The organism is Aquimarina agarilytica ZC1, assembly GCF_000255455.1.
In the GTDB taxonomy this organism is placed as follows: Bacteria; Bacteroidota; Bacteroidia; order Flavobacteriales; family Flavobacteriaceae; genus Aquimarina; species Aquimarina agarilytica.
Genome location: NZ_JH621294.1, coordinates 1 through 23,483 on the forward strand (window position 1 = coordinate 1; position 23,483 = coordinate 23,483).

Annotated in this window: 16 protein-coding genes; 6 read left to right on the forward strand and 10 right to left on the reverse strand. The window is 32.7% G+C overall.

The genetic code is table 11. The annotated features are described in order from the left end of the window. On the forward strand, nt 1-267 hold a 267-nt coding region (locus tag KQA_RS19210), incomplete at its 5' end, for a transposase (protein ID WP_010182748.1). An 82-nt stretch (nt 268-349) separates the two neighbouring features. Here KQA_RS19210 and KQA_RS0216855 read toward each other — a convergent pair. Next, the gene (locus tag KQA_RS0216855) at nt 350-1,315 is read right to left on the reverse strand and encodes a LamG domain-containing protein (protein WP_010182749.1); all 966 of its coding nucleotides are present in this window, start codon (nt 1,313-1,315) and stop codon (nt 350-352) included. Between the two features lie 125 nt (nt 1,316-1,440). Then, nucleotides 1,441-2,676 carry an Nramp family divalent metal transporter gene (locus KQA_RS0216860; protein ID WP_010182750.1) on the reverse strand — a complete coding sequence of 412 codons (1,236 nt, stop codon included), beginning with the start codon at nt 2,674-2,676 and terminating at the stop codon, nt 1,441-1,443. Between the two features lie 648 nt (nt 2,677-3,324). Here KQA_RS0216860 and rpiB point away from each other — a divergent pair. Beyond that, nucleotides 3,325-3,753 carry a ribose 5-phosphate isomerase B gene (gene rpiB / locus KQA_RS0216865; RefSeq protein WP_010182751.1) on the forward strand — a complete coding sequence of 143 codons (429 nt, stop codon included), beginning with the start codon at nt 3,325-3,327 and terminating at the stop codon, nt 3,751-3,753. 24 nt (nt 3,754-3,777) lie between these two features. On the opposite strand, the gene KQA_RS0216870 is transcribed toward rpiB, so the two are convergent. From KQA_RS0216870 to KQA_RS0216905, 7 genes are all read right to left on the reverse strand, one after another. Further along, the gene (locus tag KQA_RS0216870) at nt 3,778-4,503 is read right to left on the reverse strand and encodes an SDR family NAD(P)-dependent oxidoreductase (RefSeq protein WP_232285916.1); all 726 of its coding nucleotides are present in this window, start codon (nt 4,501-4,503) and stop codon (nt 3,778-3,780) included. 73 nt (nt 4,504-4,576) lie between these two features. Continuing rightward, the gene (locus KQA_RS0216875; RefSeq protein WP_010182753.1) at nt 4,577-6,157 is read right to left on the reverse strand and encodes a sugar porter family MFS transporter; all 1,581 of its coding nucleotides are present in this window, start codon (nt 6,155-6,157) and stop codon (nt 4,577-4,579) included. 513 nt (nt 6,158-6,670) lie between these two features. Further along, the gene (locus KQA_RS0216885; RefSeq protein ID WP_010182754.1) at nt 6,671-8,305 is read right to left on the reverse strand and encodes a S41 family peptidase; all 1,635 of its coding nucleotides are present in this window, start codon (nt 8,303-8,305) and stop codon (nt 6,671-6,673) included. Next, nucleotides 8,302-8,682, reverse strand: coding sequence for a ribonuclease P protein component (rnpA, locus tag KQA_RS0216890; protein WP_010182755.1), 381 nt, complete (start codon nt 8,680-8,682; stop codon nt 8,302-8,304). The genes KQA_RS0216885 and rnpA overlap by 4 nt, the downstream gene beginning before the upstream one ends. Nucleotides 8,683-8,781: 99 nt before the next feature. Beyond that, the gene (locus KQA_RS0216895; RefSeq protein ID WP_010182756.1) at nt 8,782-10,605 is read right to left on the reverse strand and encodes a M1 family metallopeptidase; all 1,824 of its coding nucleotides are present in this window, start codon (nt 10,603-10,605) and stop codon (nt 8,782-8,784) included. Between the two features lie 84 nt (nt 10,606-10,689). Beyond that, nucleotides 10,690-12,360 carry a S8 family peptidase gene (locus KQA_RS0216900; protein ID WP_010182757.1) on the reverse strand — a complete coding sequence of 557 codons (1,671 nt, stop codon included), beginning with the start codon at nt 12,358-12,360 and terminating at the stop codon, nt 10,690-10,692. 3 nt (nt 12,361-12,363) lie between these two features. After that, on the reverse strand, nt 12,364-13,227 hold the full coding sequence (locus tag KQA_RS0216905) for an MBL fold metallo-hydrolase (RefSeq protein ID WP_010182758.1): 864 nt from the start codon (nt 13,225-13,227) through the stop codon (nt 12,364-12,366). A 203-nt stretch (nt 13,228-13,430) separates the two neighbouring features. Here KQA_RS0216905 and KQA_RS0216910 point away from each other — a divergent pair, with 203 nt between their 5' ends. Next, nucleotides 13,431-15,296: a cation:proton antiporter gene (locus tag KQA_RS0216910; protein WP_010182759.1), complete on the forward strand. Its 1,866-nt coding sequence runs from the start codon at nt 13,431-13,433 to the stop codon at nt 15,294-15,296. A gap of 55 nt (nt 15,297-15,351) precedes the next feature. Here KQA_RS0216910 and recJ read toward each other — a convergent pair whose 3' ends face one another. Continuing rightward, the gene (recJ, locus tag KQA_RS0216915; RefSeq protein ID WP_010182760.1) at nt 15,352-17,049 is read right to left on the reverse strand and encodes a single-stranded-DNA-specific exonuclease RecJ; all 1,698 of its coding nucleotides are present in this window, start codon (nt 17,047-17,049) and stop codon (nt 15,352-15,354) included. A gap of 273 nt (nt 17,050-17,322) precedes the next feature. Here recJ and KQA_RS0216920 point away from each other — a divergent pair, with 273 nt between their 5' ends. The 3 genes from KQA_RS0216920 (at nt 17,323) to KQA_RS0216930 (ending at nt 23,241) form a co-directional block, all read left to right on the forward strand. Further along, nucleotides 17,323-18,102: an alpha/beta fold hydrolase gene (locus KQA_RS0216920; protein ID WP_010182761.1), complete on the forward strand. Its 780-nt coding sequence runs from the start codon at nt 17,323-17,325 to the stop codon at nt 18,100-18,102. Between the two features lie 162 nt (nt 18,103-18,264). Continuing rightward, entirely contained in the window at nt 18,265-20,394 is a 2,130-nt protein-coding gene (locus tag KQA_RS0216925; RefSeq protein ID WP_010182762.1) for a T9SS type A sorting domain-containing protein, read from the forward strand. Nucleotides 20,395-20,721: 327 nt separating this feature from the next. Next, nucleotides 20,722-23,241, forward strand: coding sequence for a T9SS type A sorting domain-containing protein (locus tag KQA_RS0216930; protein WP_010182763.1), 2,520 nt, complete (start codon nt 20,722-20,724; stop codon nt 23,239-23,241). Nucleotides 23,242-23,483: the final 242 nt, after the last annotated feature.

Below are 23,483 nucleotides of genomic sequence, written 5' to 3' on the forward strand. Positions count from 1 at the left end.
TTAAATTTGAAACCCAAAATACTAACCAAATTTATCTGTTCTAATAATCGAACTCAGGTTAGTATATCTAATTTGATAGAAAATTTAAACGGGAAAATTAGAAAATACACTAAAAATAAAATGAGCTTCCCTACAGATGATGCACTTAAAAAATCAGTGTATTTATCACTTATGCAAATAACTAAAAAATGGACTCAGCCAATTCATAATTGGGAGCTTATTCTTAATCAGTTCTTAACTATATTTGAAAAACGGGTTCAACTTTAATAGCTAAACCCGTCTAAATTCTGTTTACACAAAATTATGGATACTGTCGGTTAGAAAGGCATCAATACCTTTTTTGGGTAGCTTACTTTAGTGGATAAAATCTAAAATAATCTACATGTAGCCAACTGTCACTTAGTTTAAAAGTGTTTAATGGTGGATTTCCATCATAAACACGTTTAATATTTTCCCAATGGTACTTATTCGATAAAATCCAATACCCAGCTTTAGCAAACTCTTTGTTAATATTGGTCTTAGAGTTAGGTTTATTGTTAATTGGGATTCTAGTTCCTATTTTAGACCAAGTATTTCCGTTTTTTTTCCATAACTGAAAATAGTTTGGATGATACTCAAGACCATGAACTTGCCAGCTTCCATTAGGAAAGTCATTTCGGTTAGGTCTCATAATCTGTGTGCCAGTTTTTTTTCCGTTTTCCCATGTAATGGTTTGGGAGTGCCAAATAGGATTGTGCCAATATTCGGTAAAGTCAATTTCTGTAAACTTACCATTGGTTTGGATACTTCTAGCATCTTGACCACTAGCGAAATTAGTAGCACTTGTCCATACAGATGGATGCCAAGGAGTTCTTTTGTCTGGTGAAATACCAATGGTCCTCCATCTTAAAATATGGAAACCATAATGAGAGGCTTTTTTAGCGGAAATACCGCTTCCTTTTTTTTGTCCCCAACTTCCTTTGATTGATACAAATTTTGTATTGTTTTGATTTGCCATTTTAACATAGCCATTGGTACCCCAGATACTAGCATTGTTTTTGGTTCTATATCCCCATTTGTTCCTGTTTAATGAAGAACCATTGAATTCATCAGAAATAGAATAATCGGCCCTATCTCGATATTTGCTAAGAATCTCTTGTGGTAACCCTCCAGGATTATTTGCTTCAGAGGTTAATTTAAGGCTAGTTTCTTCGAAAAGAGCTTCTGGTTCTGTGTTTTTAGGAAGTACATTTTCTTCGTCGGGACTTGTTTGTTCACAGCTGAAAAGAACAAAGGGGATGAGCAGCGACAATCGTCGTAATGAATACATTTTCATAATATGTTAATTTAATTGTTTAATTGTTAAATAATGTCTTATTTTTTAAAGAAAACGTTTTCGTAATGTTTTCAAATAAAGTTCTCGGATTTTATTTGGTGGTTTTATTAGAGATGCGACTGTATTTACTTAATCCAGCCTATGAAATAAATACTAAATCCAATGAAATAAATAATCCCAATAATACTGAAGATCCTTAACCAGCGTTTTGGTTTTTTGTCTTCAGGCATGGTTTTTCCAGTGACTGCTAGATAATTTAAAATGGCAATTACAGGTGCTGTTACAAATGCAGCTGTAGTAGCAAAGTCCACCATCGCTTTCATGTTCTTTAATCCAAATCGAATTAACAGCACAGAGCCAATAGTAACAATAAGCATCCAGAAAGCAAATAATGTTTTTTCCTTTTCTACAGAGGGGAATATCATCTTTGTGGTTGGAGCCATCACCCTAGGGAAGGCATCTAAACATGTCAATGTAGTACTAAACATTGTAGTTAAAGCTGCAATGGCAATTATATAATATGCCCAGCTTCCTAAAGCATCTGTATAAATGGTGATTAACTGTTTTGCAAATGCGCCTCCACTAGCAGCTAAAGGAATTCCAGTTCCATAGATAGTACTAGCACCTAATGCAAGGAATAGTATCGCTAAAATCATAGTGCCCCAATAACCAATTTTAAAATCAAATAATGCTGATTTTAAAGGGATAGTGCCTTCAGTAGACTTCGCTTTTTCAGTAGACCATAATGAATGCCATACAGAAACATCTAGTGGTGCTGGCATCCAACCTACTAAAGTTATTAGAAATAGTAAATGTGCATTTTCTTTAATGGAGAAAGTGGTTAAATGTTCTGTCAGTTTGGTTGGTTCGTTTTGTAAAGCTGCAACTAAAGCTACAATAGTAGTAACTGATAATAAAAGGATGACATATTTCATGCCTTTATCGAGAAAACCATAATTCCCCAATAAAAGGATGGTAGAACAAATGATAAGAAGTACACTAGTAACTATCCAATTAGGAGCCTGCCAATTAAAGATTTCACTGATAAGTCCGGCGGTAACAATACTCACTGCAGCTTGTATGATAAACATAGTTACAACGGTAAATGCAGCAAATAAATAAATAGACCATTTCCCTAGTGATTGATATCCATGTAATAGACTTTTTCCTGTACTGGCAGCATATCTTGGTGCGAATTCAAAAAAAGGATATTTTAAAATATTTGCAATGATCACCGTCCAAACTAAACCATAACCAAATTTGGCTCCGGCAGCTGTAGATTGAACTAAATGTGAAACACCAACGGCAGCCCCTGCATAAAGCAATCCAGGGCCTAATTTTTTATACCAGGCTGTAGACATAATAGATTTCTTATTTTCTGTAAAATTAGAAATGAGGATTTATCTAGATTCCAGAAGAATCTTTGGAGAATTAATACGATTTACTGATAAGAATTTCGCATATATGCTGTTTCTTTTTCACCATTCTTACGTTAAAAACAACAACCGTAGCTAAGGCTATGCTTGATTTTTTAGCCTTAGACTAGTAAAAAATAATTTAACTTATTTATACGAAATTCTTATCAGTAAATCGTATAATTTTTTAAAATAAGTTCACTGGAGGTAGATCCATCATTTTTTCTGATTTGCAAGATATAGACTCTTTAAGGATATTTGGATAAGAAAATCGTTTTGTTAGGGGTGTAAATTATTCCCAAGACTTTTCCGTTAATGTCGGTGACAGTGAATTCCTCTTGATAAAAGTTTTTTATTTATCACAGAGTAATGAGTTTATTTATTAAAATATTTGTAAAACGAATATAAAGGCTGGTTATAGACTTACTTTAAAATAAAGCTACTATAATACAAGATTTGCACTAGTAGCAATAACGAGTATACAAAACAGAACTCAATCTATTAAATTAAAGCTGTTTGTTTAATTTAAAAGTGAAATATAAAACGAACATCTTTTTTCCTAACTTTGTGAATCATTATGAAAGGTATTTATCTATGAAAATTGCTATAGGAAACGATCACGCTGGTACTAGTTATAAAAAAGCTATTATAGCACATTTAGAAGCTTTAGGGCACGAAGTGATTAATCATGGAACCGATGGTGATAGTAGTGTGGATTATCCCGATTTTGCGCATTTAGTGGCTAAGCAAGTAAATGATGCCGAAGTAGATTTAGGTATTTTACTTTGCGGAAGCGCCAATGGAGTAATGATGACGGCTAATAAATACCCTAAAGTACGTGCAGGATTGTGTTGGAATAAAGAAATTGCTGCTATAGTACGTTTACACAATGATGCTAATATTTTAGGAATTCCAGCTCGCTTTACAGCCGAAAAACAAGCCATTGAAATGGTGGATACTTTTCTAGATACCGAATTTGAAGGCGGAAGACACCAAAGACGTGTGGATAAAATGATGTGCTAATGCATTATAATTTTTATGAATAGTTTACCAAGGAAGTAATTCGCCAGTATCTGAAATAAAAGTACCCGTATTTTTTAAGCTTAAAACGTTAATAGTCGAAGTCATATTTTTAATAGCTTCATCAATAGTTGATGTAGCTTCTGCCCCACCCATATCCGTTTGAACCCATCCAGGATTAATAGCAACTACAATGATTTGTTGTGTATAAAATTTAGTAGCTATACGTTTAGTAAGGATATTTAATGATGCTTTACTTACGGCATAGGCATCATAAGGACCTTCTGGATTAATATTAAGGGCTATAGCACCTAAACCAGAGGACATTTGAACAAGTTTACTCCCTTGCTTTAAAAAAGGAGATATAGCCTGTATTAAAAGCGCTGGGCCAATAGTGTTTACTTTAAAATTAGTTTCAAAAGTAGCTGCTGTCCAATTTCCAAAATTTTCTTCAATGGAAATTCCGGCATTATTAATAACAAGATCAAATGTGACTTTATTTTCTTTTATTTTTTGAGCAAAATTTAGAATTGATTGTTCACTAGTAAGCTCTAAATTTTCAATTAATAATTGATTGGGATAGTCTTTTATAAGGGAATCAAAAACTGTAATATCACTATTTCTGCAGGTAGCAATTACCGTATTTCCTTGTTTTAAATAATGCGTTAAAAAACCAAATCCCAAACCACGATTTGCTCCTGTTATGAGAACACTTTGTGATTTGGGATTTTGATTGGATATTTTCATTGACATAATTTAATGCTTTTATGCTATGAAAATACTGTTATAAGTTTACTATAACGAATAATAAAGCACTCAATGAGTGTTACTCTTTAATTAATTTCTGTTGAATTTCTTCAATAGACATATTTTTTGTTTCAATTAAATAGAAATAAAGAATAACAAAGCCTATAAGTACCATTACCGCATAACTTGCAAATACAGTGGTTGCGCCCATATTTTCTAATTGCCAAGGGAAAAAGAATTGTACCAATAAACTTGAAATACTAGTGACAAAAGCAAAGGTTGGAATAGCAATACTACGGAGTGATATCGGGAATATTTCTGAAAATAATACCCACATTACTGGTCCTATCGAAAAGTGAAAAGCAGCAATAAAACTTAAAATTCCAAATAATATTAAACCAGCACTAATTATCCCAGCTTTCTGGATAAGTGTACTTGAATAATCACGTGTATTTTTTTCACCAATAGTTTTAACTAAAGCAGCTTTAAATGCTTTATCACTATCAAATTCAACACCGACAAGACTTTGTAATTGAGTTGTATCAATAATGTTTTCTTGTTTAATTTCGGCGATATGCTCTTCTGTTAATGTATAACGTGCTTGCGAAAATCCATAAGCACAAATTAATAAACTCAATCCAGTCCAAACAAGCCCCCATATAGTAATAGGTCTACGTCCAATTCTGTCAATTAATAATAAACCTAAAACTGTAAATACAATACCGGTTAAACCCGTATAAATAGATTGCATAAAAGCGGCATCGGTTCCATTACCTAGTTGTTCAAATATAGTAGGCGCATAAAATAATACTACATTAATACCAGATACTTGTTGTGCTATGGCTATGGTAGTTGCAATAATTACAATTTTACTATATCGAGATGAAAACATTTCCTTTAATTGTGAAATAATAGATTGCTTATTTTCACTAGTAACAGAAGTTTCTATACTCTCTTTCATATCTGCTATTTGAGCAGGAATTTCGCTTTTATCGTATATTTTTTCTAAAACTACAGCAGCTTCGTCACTTCTGTTTTTATAAACTAACCATGATGGACTTTCGGGAATAAAGAATAATAAAATTAGCCATATAAATGCTGGAATAATTTCAGATCCAACCATAAATCTCCAAGTATTATCTGCAAGACCAATGTTTTGTACCCAAGCTTCGCCAGATCCAGCTAATTGTAAAATAAGGTAATTAATAAAATAGGCAGCCGAAAGACCAACAACAATATTAATTTGATTCATTGATACCAATTTACCTCTCCATTTTGAAGGAGCAATTTCTCCAATATACATTGAAGCTAATGATAAGGAACTAAATGCCAAACCTCCTAAAAAACGAGCTGCAACCAATCCATTAAAACTAGTAGCAAAAGCAGAAAAAAGAGCGGATAGCAAATAGATAGTCGCAATTCCAATTAAAACTTTTTTTCGTCCAAATTTGTCACTAAAAATACCTGCTAAAGGAAGTGCAAAAAGCACACCTATTGCCGGCGATGATACTGCTGTTCCAATTTGAATAGCTGATAAATTAAATTCTTTAGTTATAAATTTGGTGGCTCCTGAAATTACAGCCGCATCTAACCCAAAAACAAAACCACCTAAAGCAACAATGGTAGCATAGGTAAATGCATTTCTTTTATACGAATTCATAAAATTTTTATAGTTTAATAATAGTTTTTATACGTGATAATTTTAGTTCAATACTTATTGAATTTTTTTATTAAAAAAACAGTATTGATTTTGAGTAGTTTACAACCAAACAAAAAATATTGTTAAAAAAAACAAACATACCAAAAAAAAAGCGGGTAAACTACTGGCTATAACGTTTTTTAGTAAAGCACACAAATGTGCAAATGATGTTAAAAAATTCTAAATAATTTTGATATTAGTTTATTTTGTAGGGCTATAATTTATGAATGTGTTTATTTTTTTTTCATTTATTTAACAGAAGTAGGGTAGGGTAAATTGGTTTTAAGTCGTTGTAATAGTATACAACCCCATCAAATTTATAAATAATGAGAACGTATCCTAAATGGAAAATAGGTATGCTATTATTTTCCATAGCACTAGCTATTTTTGCTCAAGTATATATACAAAATTACCAAGCGCCAAAATCCCTATATAAAATAAAGAACCTTGGATATTCGTATTCGGGATATTAGATTATTTTCCTAAAATTTTATTGTAGCGTGTTTGATCATTTAAAACTGCTTGAGCAGTAATAATTTCATCACTTTTTAATGTATTATACTCATACATTCCCTCACGGTAGAAATAGCGTTTTAAAATCTCGTTTATTAGTAATCCTTTAATTTCCTTTTCTTGGGTTTTTAAAGCAGTTTGTTTAAAAGTATTAATGCGTTTAATAAGGGATTGATATTCATTGTTTATACTCTTATCCATTTTTTCTTTAATGGCATAAGTCATAGCTTCATCTAATGATTTTTCTGTTTTTGTTTCGTATTTAAAATTTATACTTTTTATGTAATTTTTAAAATCTTGGAAATCACTATCCTTAAAATTAAAATCACTTAAATTTTCTAATTGATTTTTGTGGTAGTAGTTGGTGGCATAATCAAAAATCACTTTTTCTCTAATTAAAGCATTGGCTATACCACTGCGTTTTGTAGTTTCAATTTCAACATCTGGGGAAACACCTCCACCATCGTAAACGGTACGTTGCGAATTTAAAGTTTTAAAAGCTTTGTAATCAGAATTTTTAATACGTTTAGGCTTTCCATTTTTATCCTTGTGCCAGTAATCTAAAGCTTGAATACAACGTTTGGATGGAATAAAATAACGTGATGAGGTTACTTTTAATTTCGTGTTATACACTAACGGACGATAAGTTTGTACCAAACCTTTACCAAAGCTACGAGCACCAACAACAACACCACGATCCAAATCTTGCATTACGCCACTAACAATTTCACTTGCCGAGGCACTACGACCATTAACAAGGACTACTAATGGTATTTCGGTATCAATAGGTTCTTTTTTTGTTTTGTAGACCTTGTTACTTGCTTTTATTACCGATTCCGTATACACTACTAATTGATTTTTTGGTATAAAAATATTACATACGTTTACGGCTTCAACCAAAAGTCCACCTGGGTTTCCGCGTAAATCCAAAATTACTTTATCGGCACCACGGGCTTTTAACTCCTTAAGAGCGGCAATAGTTTCTGCAGAAGCTTTTTTATTAAATTTTTGGAGTACAATATAAGCCGTGTTATCGCTTAATAATTTGTAGTAAGGAACAGCAGCTACATCAACAAGACTCCTATTTACCGATGTTATTTGGGTTTTACCTTGTCTTTTATAAGTCAATACTACTTTTGAACCAGCTTCACCTTTTAAAAGTTCTTTGGCTTCACCTTCAAAATCACTAACAACAATATCATCAATTTTAATAATTTCATCACCAGCTTTTAAACCACTTTTATCAGCAGGAAAATTTTTAAAAGGCTCAGAAACAAACAAACGCTTGTCTTTTTCAAAAACACCCGCACCAATACCGGTATACTTCCCACTACTTCTTATTTTGGAAGCAATAATGTCCTGTTCTGTCCAAAATTTGGTATAGGGATCCATTTCATCGGTAATTGCTTTTATAGCAATACTCATTAGTTCTGAAGGGTTGGTTTGATCTACGTAGTTCTGGTTTAATTTTTTATAAAAAGTTACAAATATTTCAATTTGTTTACTTAGTTCAAAACCATCACTATCGGTATTAAAACTTAAAAAACCAAAGCCTAAAAAAAGGCTACTTAGCAGTATGATTAATGATCGTTTCATGATTTTTTATTTTGTTGTAATTGTTGTTCAAATTTTTGAGAAATTTTATTCATTGCCTTGCTAACATCATCATAAGTTGGCATGGTCTTCCCAGTATAAATAAACATGAACAAAAATTGATTATTTTCTTTGCTAAAAATATACTTATTTTTTCTGAAATATTCTCTTAATAAGCGTTTTATGCGATTTCGATCTACGGCATGTTTAAAATTTCGCTTACTTACCGAAAAGCCTACTTGAAAATTCACGTCAATTTCTTCGGTATTTTTATATACCAAAAGCAGCGGGAATGCTTTTACTGAACTGCCGTTTTCAAATAATGAACCTATACGTTTTTTACTCTTTAACTTATAAGGTTTCGGTAATGTTTCATCCATATCAATGCAAAGTTATGGGATTTTAAACAACTTTATATGCATTAGAGCTTTTATAGAGAAATCTAATTCAATTCACTTTTATATAAATTGGACTCTATTTTAATTGTTAAGATTAAATAGATCATTAGCTTTATTTACATCGGCCATTTTTTTAGTTGCATTTAGTTTTATGGATTGGATGGCTTTCTTTCCATTATTAACAGAAAAACTATAAGTAGGAAACGCCCAAGCCCAATCCTTTAAAATTGTAGTAGTTTTAGCTACTGGCTTTTGACCACGCATCATTTGCAATGGAATGTAAAATAATTGTGTTGTGTTATCCTCAAATGTGATTAAAACCTCTACTGGCATTGGCATTAAGCCAACACGTTCTAAGGTAATTTGCGTGTTTTTTTTCTTTTTTTCAACCGTAGTAATCCCATAATCGATCGTATTGGTAGTTTTGGTCCAATCGGTTAAATACCAATCCAATTGCATATCGGAAATTTTTTCGGCAATACGTTTAAAATCATTAGGGTTTGGATGTTTGAATTTCCAGTGTGTGTAATATTCTTTAATAATTTTTGCTAAATTTTCCTGACCAACAATATAGCCTAGTTGTTCCATAAAAATAGCTCCTTTACTATAAGCAGAAACGCCATAGGCAAAGTTATAACTATACCTGTCCGAATGTGTTGTTTGAGGTTGTTCCAAGCCGGACTCCACTAATTTTTGATAAGACTTGTAACTTCCTTCATTTGGAAAACTTTGGTTGTTTTGTAGCACTTCATTTTCTGCAAGGTTAGAAATGTAGGTCGTAAAACCTTCATCCATCCATTCGTTTTTTGATTCGTTTGTAGCCAAAATATGTTGGAACCATGCATGTGCCATTTCATGAGCTGTTACCCCCACAAGGCTTCCAAATTTACGTTCCCCCGTAATTAAGGTACACATGGCATATTCCATTCCGCCATCGCCTCCTTGTATAATAGAATATTGTGGGTAAGGATAGGGACCTATATGTGTTTCATAGTAAGTTAATAATTGCTTAGCTACGGGCTGCAATTTTTTCCAATTGGCTATAATGTCTTTATCATTTTTATAAAAAAAGTGTAGCTTTTTATTTCCGTCAAGCGGAAGAAAATCATGCATATATTCGGGATCAGCAGCCCAAGCAAAATCGTGTACGTTATTGGCAATAAAATGCCAGTTTAATTTTTTTGAATTTTTTTCTTTTACAGTAGTACTGTACCCATGTCCTATGTCATCAGGATTTTGCAACACTCCTGAACCTGCTACAGTGTATTTTCCGTTAATGTTAATATGGACATCATAATTCCCCCAAACACCATGAAACTCTCTGCCAATATAGGGATCAGCATGCCAACCTTCAATATCATATTCGACAAGTTTAGGATACCATTGGGTCATGGAAAGAGCAACTCCTTCGGCATTATTACGACCCGATCTCCGGATTTGTTTAGGTATTTGACCTGTAAAATCCATTTTAAATGTGCTTGTTTGTCCCGGTAAAATAGGCGTTTGTAAGTTTACCTCTAAAATAGTTCCGGCAACGGAATAATCCAGTTTTTTATCATTTTGAAATAGCGAGTTTACTTTTAAAAAACCAATTTCGTTTTGTTTTAATTTGTTAATACGCCCTTTTACACGTTTATCGGAATCTTTTAAATGTTGATTTCGAATATCCATTTCGGATCCCGGTTGAAAGGCATTAAAATACAAATGATAATAAATATGATGTAAGGTATCGGGTGAATTATTGGTATAGGTTATTGTTTGTTCCCCAGTGTAGGTGTAATTTTTAACGTTCACATCCACGTCCATTTTGTAGTTGGCTTGTTGTTGCCAGTAGCTTGGATGTGGTTGAGCTAATGCAATAAATGTACTAATAAAGGCGAGAAAAAGGAGTTTATTTTTAGACATATAAAAGGGGGTTCTTCTCCCGTAAGGGAATAAATACTCATCTAAATTATTACTAAATTTAGATGAGTATAATTTTAATATTTTTTAATAACGTTGTGCTAATAAAATAGCATTATACAGGTTGACCATTTTACCAGATTTTGAGGCTTCTTTAAAAGGTCTACTTCCACCGTCACCTAGTACTACATTGGTTTTAGTCGCATTTCCACTTTCCATAAGAATTTTTTTAACTTGTTTTGCAGTAAGCTTAGGGAAATAGGATCTAATTACAGCAGCAGCACCTGTAACGGCTGGGGCTGCCATGGACGTTCCTTGTAAATATTCGTAAGTATTTAGTGGAGTGGTAGCATAAATTTTTACTCCAGGAGCAAAAACATCCACATTTTGTTGTCCGTAATTAGAAAAATCGGCCACCAGTCGGGTGCCATACTCGTAGTTTAGGGCACCAATGGTGATAAAATTATCCGAAATTTCTGTTCCTGTTAGGGTTTGATCATTTGGATATACAATTGTTTTATCCAAGTTTTTGGATTCATTACCAGCGGCATTAACAATTAACACATCTTTACTAGCGGCATATTTAATAGCCTCTTGTACCCATTCTGGGTGTGCCGAAAAGTATTTTCCAAAACTGGTATTAATAACCTTTGCACCATTATCAACAGCATATCGGATGGCTAAGGCAATATCTTTGTCATACTCATCGCCATCGGGTACTGCTCTTACTGGCATGATTTTAACATTTTGGGCAATACCTTTCATACCCACACTATTTTTTCTGTTAGCGGCTATAATTCCGGCAACATGAGTACCGTGCTTGGCATCCTCTAATTTAGGATCTGGACCACCGACTTTATTGTTTCCATAGTAACGCGAATTAATGTCATTTTCATCATCATTTAATTTTTTACGCGCATTTAAATTAAGATTAAAATGAGACTCTTGACGTTCTTTAAAATAGTCAACGTACTCATTAATTTCTTTTACAAAAGAGCCGAAATATTTACCTTCTTCCACATTAGGATACATACCTGCAAGGAGTTGTTGGTGTTGTACGCCTTCATCGGTTGTGGGTTTCCATGCAAATAAATCTTTTTGAGTATACTTTTCGGTTTTAAATTTTTTAGTAGCATAATCATGTGCAGCTTGTAGCTTTTCGGCTAAAGGTTTATACTGAGCCATACGTTGATTATTTTGATCAACCTTTTGCGCATATTCCATTTTTGCAGCTTCGTATGTTTTATAAGCTGCTCTATCGGCAGTAGGAATGGATTCAATACTTTTTCCTTCAAATTTGCTTTGATTATCCCGAATGATTCTAGTGTACTCCATGTTTTCGGCTACAATATCACCTAAAAAATTCCATCCATTTACATCATCGATATAACCATTTTTATCATCGTCTTTTCCATTATTTGGACGTTCTTTTTTATTCACCCAAATTTTCCCCTTTAAATCTTCGTGATTAATATCAATACCGCTATCAACTACAGCAACTACAACTGTTTTGCTTTTTCGGCCAGCTAGTAATTCATTGTATGCCCTATCTACACTCATTCCGGGAATGGTATCTAAGGATAAGTCACTCTGATTCCAGTTTTTTAGTTGAGTATCGGTAAGTGAGATTATTTTTAAAGGTAAATTATCTACATTTTCTGCAGCAGTTGTTTTAAAAGCAGGATTAGTAGAAAAGCAACTTGTTAAAAGTATAGAAGCACCAAAGCTGATAGGTGCTATTTTTAAAATTCGTTTCATAAACTAAGCATTAAATAGTTCGTTAAAGGTATAGGTGTTTTTTAGTCGAACCCCCTTTTCGGTATGTTCAACAGTTATAATTTCATTATGCGCATCGTGTTCCAAAAATAAATACCAATTGTTATCAGCTGCTTTAGTTAAAAACTCGGCTTTTTCATTTAAAGTAAGTAATGGGCGTGTGTCATAACCCATTATATAAGGCAAAGGAATATGCCCAGCTGTTGGTAATAAATCCCCCATAAATACGATAGTTTTATTTTGATATTGCAAAATAGGAAGCATTTGTTTTTCGGTATGACCATCAATAAAACATATAGAAAAAGGAAGTTGAGTATCCATACTATAGTTTTTTGCTGCAATGTCTAAAAAATCCAGTTGTCCACTTTGTTGTAAAGGGAGTAGGTTTTCACTTAAAAACGAAGCCTTTTCTCTAGCATTAGGTCGCGTAGCCCATTCCCAATGCAATTTATTGGTCCAATAGATGGCTTGGTTAAACAAAGGCTCAATAAGTGAAGTTGATTTGTTGCTAATAGTTGCACCACCCACATGGTCAAAATGCAAGTGTGTTAAAAAAACATCAGTAATGTCATTCAGCCCAAAGCCTAAACTAGTAATAGATTTTTCTAAAGTATGATTCCCCCAGCGTTTATAGTAACTAAAAAACTTATCCGATTGTTTGTTTCCCATACCTGTATCCACCAAAATGAGTTTACCACTAGTTTCCACAAGTAAACACCTGGCTGCGATATCAATAAGATTATCTGCATCTGCCGGATTGGTTTTTTGCCATAGTGATTTTGGAACTACGCCAAACATAGCACCTCCATCAAGTTTAAAATTTCCAGCTTCTACAGGATAAATTTTCATAAGGAAAAAGTTAGAACAGCATGGGCCAAGATGAGCAATTATAAGTTTTTAGACATGAATTTAAGTCATAATTAAGAAAAACGATCGAGAAAAAGCAATAAATATTAAAAATACAGATAAAAACGCTAAAAATTACAATCGTTCAATTAAACATTGAAAGTTCGAGCAGGTTTTGTATTTTTAATGCTTAACACAAAAAATCAATGTTAGAGCTAGCTGGAATAGTAATTTTAGGAATTTTAGCACAATGGGTAGGTTGGAAACTAAAGTTACCTGCGATACTTCCTTTAATATTAATAGGACTTTTATTTGGTCCAATTTCTACACTTTACACGGTAGATCACAATAAATTATTGGAACCTATTTGGAATGGTAAAAATGGATTATTCCCAGGTGATGGGCTATTTTATTTTGTGTCATTGGCCATTAGTATTATTCTGTTTGAAGGCGGATTAACACTAAAAAAAGAAGAGATACTAAATGTAGGACCAGTAATTTTAAAATTAATTACCCTAGCGGTAGTAATCACTTTTTTTGGAGCTGGTTTTGCGGCTCATTATGTAATAGGTTTAAGTTGGGAAATCTCATTTTTATTTTCGGCATTAATCATTGTAACTGGTCCAACCGTAATTACCCCTATACTTAGGAATATACCTTTAAAAAAGGATTTATCGGCAATTTTAAAGTGGGAAGGAATCCTTATTGATCCTATTGGCGCCTTAGTAGCCGTTTTGGTATTCGAATTTATAAGTGTCGAAAATCAATCTGGATTTACGCAAACGGCGTTAATGGAGTTTGGAAAAATTTTGCTTTTTGGAGGAACTTTTGGTTTTACATTTGCTCATGGACTTGGTTTTGCTATAAAGAAAAAAGTAATCCCTCATTACTTACTAAATGTATTTACATTGGCAGCTGTACTAGGTGTATTTGTACTATCTGATGCGTTTGCTCATGAATCTGGTTTATTAGCAGTTGTGGTAATGGGATTAGTATTAGGGAATACTAATATTCCAAATTTAAAAGAGCTACTTTACTTTAAAGAATCCTTAAGTGTATTATTAATTTCTATATTATTTATTCTTTTAGGAGCCAATATTAACATAGATGATTTGCTACTTATAGCAAATTGGCAAACCGTTATTTTGTTTGTAGTGGTTGTTTTTATAGTACGTCCTGTAGGCGTTTTTATAAGTTCTATAAAATCAGGTTTGCGTTTGAATGAGAAACTATTTATTAGTTGGATGGGGCCTCGTGGTATTGTGGCTGCAGGTATAGCTTCGTTATTTGGAACACGTTTAAGTGCAGCAGGTGAGCCGGGTGCCGAATATATAACTCCTTTGGTGTTTATGATTGTATTAGGTACTGTACTATTAAACGCGACAACAGCTCGTGTTTTTGCAAAATTGGTAGGTGTTTTTCAACGAAAATCAGAAGGTATTTTAATTGTGGGTGCCTCAAAAGTATCTCGTTTAATAGCCTTGTATTTGCAAAAGAATGGACGTTATTTAGTATTGGTGGACAGTAACCAAGATAATATTGAAACGGCAAAAGACTTAGGCTTGGATGCTATTGAAGCCAATATTTTTAATGATTATTTAATTGATAATATTGAGTTAAGTAATGTCGGTTTTTTAATGGCTTTAACAGGAAATGATGCCATTAACGAAAAAGCAATTGTTAAGTTTAAAGAAGAATTTGGTGAAAACGGTACTTATCGAATGATTACCGAAGAGGAAATGAATAAGGAGGTAATGACACCAGAACAAGGTTTATTTTCGAGAACTCATGATTTTGCTAAGTTATCTGAAGTAGCTAATAGATATCCTGCCATATCCGAAGTTCCATTGATAAACAAAGCTCATTTACGTAGCATTATAGATATTACCAAAAGGGATGAGAATATAGTACCTTTATTTATCAGAGTTCCCGATGGTGAAATTCAAATAATTTCTTCGATAGATGTGATTATTGATAATTATATTGATGGAAGTGTACTAGCTTATTTAGGAAGACCTATTGATTTAGAAGAATCTAAAACTAATGGTGGTGTTGTACCAATTCAAGCATAATTCTAAAAATATAAGTAGGATTTATATTTAATAAGGAAAGTTAAATTGTGATGTATCACGCCTTTTTAATATCCTTAATACGAAGCTGTAAACTCACCGTACCATTCCACTCATTTTCGTCTAAGTTATATACTACATTAACGGGGGATTGGTTTTGTAATAAAGGGAGTTTATGCCCTAAATTAAAACCAATTCCGGCAAATGTAATACCCGTTTGGGGGCACTTAAAATGACATTTTAAATGCTTGTCATCGGCGCCAACAGTTTTGGCATAGCCAGTATCAACAACATTTTTTGTCATAAAAACAGGGGCGCGATTCATTGGACCAAAAGGAGCAAATTGTTTTAATATTCGGTAAAATTTGGCATCAATTTGATCAAAATCTAAGTTTTGGTCTATTTCTATTTCTGGTGATAGTAGTTTAGGGTCAATTTGTGCTTTTACTACCTCTTCAAATTTAGATTTGAATTTGGGATAGTTTTCCTCTGTTAAGGTCAAGCCAGCGGCATATTTATGTCCTCCAAATTGTTCAATAAATTCGGAACTAGCTTCCAAGGCATTGTATACATCATAACCAATTACTGAACGTGCCGAAGCGGCTAATTTATTACCACTTTTTGTAAAAACTAAGGTGGGCCTATAATAGGTTTCGGTAAGGCGAGAGGCTACAATTCCTATAACTCCTTTATGCCATTCTGGGTGGTATACCACGGTTGAAAATTGTTCCGTTTCGTTGTTTTCTTCTATTTGTTGCAGTGCCTCTTTAGTAATTTTTTTGTCGGCTTCTTTTCGGTCTGTATTATAGTTTTCAATAGCTTTAGCAAAATTAATTGCCGTTGGATAATCTGTTTCTGTAAGTAATTCAACAGCATGTAAACCATGTTTCATTCTACCGGCAGCGTTAATACGAGGTGCAATCATAAATACAACATCGGTAATGCTAAGTTCTTGCTTTTTTGTTTGAGCAATTAAGGCTTTAAAACCGGGTCTAGGTTGTTTATTTATTACTTGTAATCCGTAAAAGGCGAGTGTCCTATTTTCTCCAGTAATGGGAACAATATCTGCACCAATAGCAGTAGCTACAAGGTCTAAAAAAGGAATAATATCATTAAAATCGGCTTGTAATGTGCTGTGATAAGCTTGTATAAGTTTAAAACCAACGCCACAACCACAAAGCTCTTTATAAGGGTAGTTACAATCGATGCGTTTTGGATCTAAAACAGCTATGGCATTGGGTATTTGTTCACCGGGTCTGTGGTGGTCACAAATAATAAAATCAATTCCTTTTTCCTTGGCATAGGTTACTTTTTCTATAGCTTTAATACCACAGTCTAATGCAATAATTAGGCTAATTTCGTTATCATCGGCAAAGTCAATTCCTTTGTATGAAACACCGTATCCTTCGGCATACCTATCCGGAATATAAGTAGTTATATGAGGGTATAATGAAAGTAAGTATGAGGACATTAAAGCCACACTAGTGGTACCATCAACATCATAATCACCATACACCATTATACGTTCGTTAGTAGCAATAGCGGTTTTAATTCTGGCCACAGCCAAATCCATATCCTTCATTAAAAAAGGATCGTGTAATTGAGTAAGTTCTGGCCTAAAAAAATCTTTAGCTTGCGCGTAATTTTTTATTTGTCGTTGCGCAAGTAATTCAGCAATACTGGTACTTACCCCTAAAGCTTGTTGTAAATGTGACACATTATTTGGATCGGGTTTAGGTTTTAAGGACCAACGCATAATAACAAAATTGTTTATTTTTAGTGCTGTTTTATGAATTAACTATTCATTTATTGTAATAATAGATTTAATACACATAAATGGATAAAAAACAGAAGACGAAGTTAACTTTTTTGTGTGGTTAAGTTCAAGGTTCCTTTACAGTAAAATATATTATTTTAAATGGGACTTATTAAAATGCTAGTATAGCCTGTTGGATAATTAAATGAGAACTCGTTTCTTAAAGAAAGCACAAAATTTAAAAGATAAGTTATATTTGTTAAAAAAGAGATATTGTTACATCATACAACATACTTACATCAAACAAATACAGAATGGGTCACTTTTGTACATGGAGCAGGAGGGAGTTCAAATATTTGGTTTAAGCAATTGCGTTCTTTTTCAAAACATTTTAATGTGTTGGTGCTAGATTTGCGTGGGCACGGAGAAAGTAAATCAAAAACCTTAACTGCCGATGCTTCTACCTATACTTTTGATGCTATTACAGATGATATTTTTGAGGTTATTGATTACCTTAAAATAAAAAAATCGCATTTTATCGGAATTTCACTAGGAACAATTTTAATAAGAAACCTAGCTGAAAAATCACCCGAAAAGGTGAAGAGTATGATTATGGGTGGGGCTATAATGAAAATGAATTTTAGGTCGCAAGTGCTTATGCGATTAGGAGTTTGGTTTAAGTCTATAGTGCCTTATATCTATCTATATCAGTTATTTGCTTTTATAATTATGCCGCGTAAAAACCATAAAAAGTCACGATTACTTTTTGTTCGCGAGGCTAAAAAACTATATCAAAAAGAGTTTATAAAGTGGTTTAAGTTAACTGCAGAAATTAACCCATTGTTACGATTTTTTAGAGCAAAAGATATTAATATTCCTACGCTTTATATAATGGGAGAGGAAGATTACCTTTTTTTACCGATAATCAGAAAAATTGTAAATATCCACAAGCGCGCAAAATTATTTATAATTCCTAACTGTGGCCATGTGGTAAATGTTGAACGTCACGAGGTTTTCAATAAAAATGCCATTGGATTTATAAAAGAGCAGTAATTTTATTTTAACAAACTACTTAGGTAGTTATACTTATAATCATGTTTTTGTGTAAGAAAACTACGTTTCCAAAATTTTGAATCAGTTTTATATTTTAGTTTTAAATTATTAATACCAATGTAGTATTCATACTATTATTTGTTTTTTAATTTAACCTGATTTATGAAAAAAAGATTATTTCAATTAACTGTAATCGCATCTTTATCTGCACTAAGTTTGAGTGCTCAGCGAACTTATGAATTTGAAGGAATTGCAGTTCCTGTACCTGCAGATGCTGGTTTTGAGTGGAAATTACAAGATGAATTTTCGGATGATTTTAATTACGCGGACGGCTTAGGTAAACAGAGTCCATTATTTACTTCAAAATGGGATGATAGGTACAATCCCGATCGTGGTTTTCGTGGTCCCGGGGCTACATTTTGGACTACAGAAAACACCGCAATTAATGCGACTACCAATCGATTGGAAATTAGAGCCACACCACGAACACTTGATGGTGATGGAAATGTAACTGGGGTTAATTGTGGAGTAGTAACATCAAAAACAAAAGTACGCTACCCAATATTTATGGAAGCTAGTATAAAGGTAGCTAATGTTGAAAATTCATCTAATTTTTGGATGCTAGATGAAGGAGGCTTTAATGAAATAGATGTGTTGGAAGTTTATGGAGGGTCTGCAGATCCATTTTTTAGTCAACAAATGTCTACTAATTTCCATATTTTTAACCGTCAAGGTCCCAATGGTCCTATTAATGTTGATAATACGTACCAAACTTTTTTTCAGACCAATAGAGATATTCCTAATTATCAAACCAATAATACAGGTTTTTGGAGAGATAATTTTCACCGTTTTGGAGTGTATTGGAGAAGCCCAAATGAAATTACTTTTTATATAGATGGAAAGCCAACAAAAAATGGAAACCATTTTGTCGAAGGTCGTAACGCGAGTTTATTAGATGGAACTTATGAATCTGCTATTTTACAGAGCCCGATTCCTACCGATGGTAATCCTCCAATTGATAAAGGTTTATTAGAAAATCAGGTATTTAGAGATGTATTCATGATTATGGATATTGAAAGTCACCATGCCAGACCAATTTCATCAAAAGATGATTTGGACAATATGAGCAAAAATTTAATGGAGGTTGAATGGGTGCGTACTTATAAACCTGTTGATGATGGTTCTGGAGCAAGTGATAGAACAAGAACCATTAGCTTTAAAAACAGGGATACTTTTATCCCTGCCGGAGAAACTGATCCAGCATTTAGTTTAGGGGCTGTAGTACCTTTGGATATTGAATATTCAACAGCTAGTGCTGGTGGTAGTGAAGAAGATTTGAATTATGTTGCTGTACAAGTAAGACAATTAGATGATAATGGGAAAGAGGTGGCAACAAGTGAATTTCAAGTTGTGGTTCCAAACGAAGGTCCAAATAAAGGAAGTTTAACCTATAACTATAGCGTACCTACAACTTTTGAAAATGGTAATAAAATACCAACAACCGAAAACTTACCCGTAGGACACGAATTAGTATTATTAATGTTTTTATCGGTAGATGGGGATGCTGGTTTTGCCAATGCCGATGATACTATTGTAATAAAAGAGGGTAGAACAAGGTCAATTACTTTTAATAACAAAGATGCATTTATACCAGCTGGTGGTAAATTACCAGAAATGGCTTTGGCACAGCAAGTATCATTGGATATTACTTATGCAACCGGATTAGCAGGTGGAGTAGAAGAAGATTTAAACTATGTGGCTTTACAAGTAAGACAAGTGAATGCAACAGGTGAAACCGTAGCGACAAGCGCATTTGAAACTGTAGTACCAGAAACTGCAATTAATAATGATACGGTAACAATTGATTATACAATACCAACAAATTTTACTACAGGAGCTGACAATAGTATTGTATTTACAGAAAAAATACCAACAACTGCAGAGTTACCATCTGGGCATAGATTATTGTTATTAATATTTATGTTGGTGGATGAAAGTACCACAGGTTTTGCTAATGCGAATACTGATATTATTTTAACTAATGAAGGAACCTTAAGCTTAATTGAGCCTAATTTAGATAGCGTCGCTGAAATAAAGTTATATCCTAACCCAACAGCAGAGTTACTAAATATCAATGGTAAATTTGATCATTGGAATATATATAATTTATTAGGTGCTAAAGTTGAAAAAGGAACTAGTTCACAAATAAATTTATCAAATTTAGCTAAGGGTGTGTATTACATTATTCTGAATAATAATAAGAGCAATACGTACAAGTTTGTTAAAAAATAAAGTATTATTCTTTAAGTACTGTAAGAAATAATAAATTGTAAAATAGAATAAAAGTCCTGATAAATAATTTTTATCAGGACTTTTATTATGTATATATCAGTTATATATCTGGCTTTAATACAAATAGTTACTTAATCTAATCGCCTATTTATTCTTACTGTCCGTCATTATGAAGAATAGGCAGAATTAGAGTAAATGATAAAAAACATTTTGAGTAAAAACAAATATTTAATCGATAAAGCTAATCAGGTCAATTATATGTGTATGAAAATTAGATCGCATAGTTGGTATGAACTGCATGAATTTATATTTGTTTAAAAAAGCTTTATGGACAATGTATTAAAAAACAATTTGAGGCTGTTATTATTTTTAAAAAAATGGAAATTACACGTAAGCAGTGTAGTATTTGTATTAGCATGTAACCTTGGAAATTCTCAAATAATAGATTTTGATGAGGTGTATAAAAACAATGGCGATATTTTTAGTAAAATAGAAAGAGCAATTGATAACGCACCTAGTGGAGCTACCTTACTTTTCAAAAGTGCTATGTATACTATTAGTAGTGAGAAAGCTTTAAAAATAAACAAGTCCATCACTTTCGAAGGAAGAAACCCAGGAAACGATTTTAAAAAGAATGCGCGAGGGGCCTCAGGTATTAAAACTGTAATTAATACAAAATCTAATATTACAATACAAGCAGACAATGTAATGTTTAAAAATATTGAATTTACTCGTGAAAATTTAGGACAATCCGTATATGATGTGCTTATAGATGCTAGGCATCCATCCTACCTTGTGGATAAACCCTATAACGAAACACAAATTCAGTATAAAGGGATAAATTTTAATAATGTTCGATTAAATGGTACAGCCTATCCGTTTCATGCTGGAAATGGTATAGAAGCTAAGCTAACTAATGTATCCATTATTAATTACAGAAGAATTGGATTTTGGACAGACAGAAAAGGACGTGTAGATAAATCTAAAAAAATCACCTTTGACAAATGTGTTTTTAGACCAGAAAATAATATAACCTTTGATGACAGAGCGATTTCGCTTGATGCAGGTAATACAGAATATCCTGTAGTATGGGATTTGGAAGAAACAACCGTTAAAAATTGTTTATTTAACGATGCTGGAATTGCAGTATCTCGTTGTAAAAACATGTTAATTACAGGCTCAACATTCAATGACACCAAAGGGAAAGTTGATATGGCTCATATTGAAGAATTTTCAAGTGATATAACAATTAGTAACAATATTTTTAATTGTAATACTGCACGAACAAAAGTTTTTGTTTTTGATCGCGAATTGCAAATTGTCAATGATATAACTATTACTAACAATACCATAACAGGTACTTATGCCTTTTTTATTTCGGGATATGCCCCAAAAAATGTATCGATAAAAAATAATAATTTTGAGAGATCAAATTCTGGGAACCAACATTCTATTGATTTTACTTTTTATGAAAACAGAGGCATTGAACCAATACCATTTGAAATTTTATCAGAAAAAATTGAAATTTCAAATAATAAAGGCTTAAACGAGGCCAAAAACGGAAGTCTTAAAATTGATTTATTAAGCACTGATACAGCATCTAATATTAAAGATTACCCGGCATCGCGTAGGGATATACGTAGACTAGATGAGGGAACACAACAAATTGCCAATGGTATTTATGAAATTATTAATAAGCAAACTAATAAAAAATTATGTCCAGGTAATGGTGATACGTTAATTACAAAAAATGGAACAGGAGATAATTTTAGATGGAAAATTACTTCAAATACTCCTTATACATATACTATTCAAAATGTTGGTAATTCAGCCTATTTAGAAACAGCAGTTCCCTATACTGAATTTAATATTTTTAATAAAACACCAGAAAATTTAGCCCCATATTTAATTAAGTATGACTCAGCAGAGCAGAATTTACCTTATTGGACTTTTTTTAAAAAAGGAAGTGATTTTAATATTTTTGCTGGTGGGAACGAAAGGCAATCTGCTTTAGGCACAAACAAAGACGAGGTAAAATTACTTTTCGGAAAAGTTGGAAACCCAGATGGAACCAGAGGAGTAAAACCACTTGGGGATAATGGTCAATGGATTATAAAAAAAGTGGAGAAGGATGGAGCATCGAATCCTTCGGTAGTAGATAGAGAAAGGTTTATAAAGTTTGAAAACGAATCTATGTTTATACCCAAAGGGAATACAGTACCTGAATTTGAATTCAATCAAAATTTTTCATTTAATATTAGGTATGCTACAGGTATAAAAGGAGGAATAGAAGAAGATTTAACCTATGTAGCTATGCAAGTTAGACAAATAGATGAAGCAGATCAAATAATAGCTACTAGTGCCTTTGAAATAGTAGTTCCAGGTGTAGCTTCTAATAAAAACACACTTAGTGTAGATTATACGATACCAAGAAATTTTACTACAGGTGCGGATAATAGTATTGTATTTACAGATCGAATACCAACAGCAGCAGAATTGCCTACGGGACATAAATTATTACTATTGATATTCATGTTAGTGGATGAAAGTCCAACAGGTTTTGCTAATGCAAACACAAATATTATTCTTAAAGAAGAAGGAGCAACATTATCAAATTTAGAGGTTGGTAGTAACACAACAGCTATTAACGTATACCCAAATCCAACTCAAGACTTATTACATATTGAAGGGGAATTTGAACGTTGGGAAATATATAATTTATCTGGTACATTAATCAATGAAGGAAACACAAGTGACCTAAATGTAGCAAAACTACCAGTGGGTTTGTATTATATTTCATTAATTAGAAATGGGAAAAAGCAAATTTTTAAATTCATTAAAGAATAGATAGCAATATTAATATTCCTTTGCTTATTAAAAGTCCCTTCAAATAGCTTTTGAAGGGACTTTTTTTTGGCTATATTTTTCAAGTACACTTTCCAACGATGAAATAATGCAATTTCTAATTTTTCCTTTATTTAATAGTAGTCTTTATGTTTTTTTAGAAGGTTAAAAATGGATAACTATCTGTTTTATTCGCTATCAGGTTTAATACCTCGAGGCTTGCCTCGTTAATTATTACTATTTTG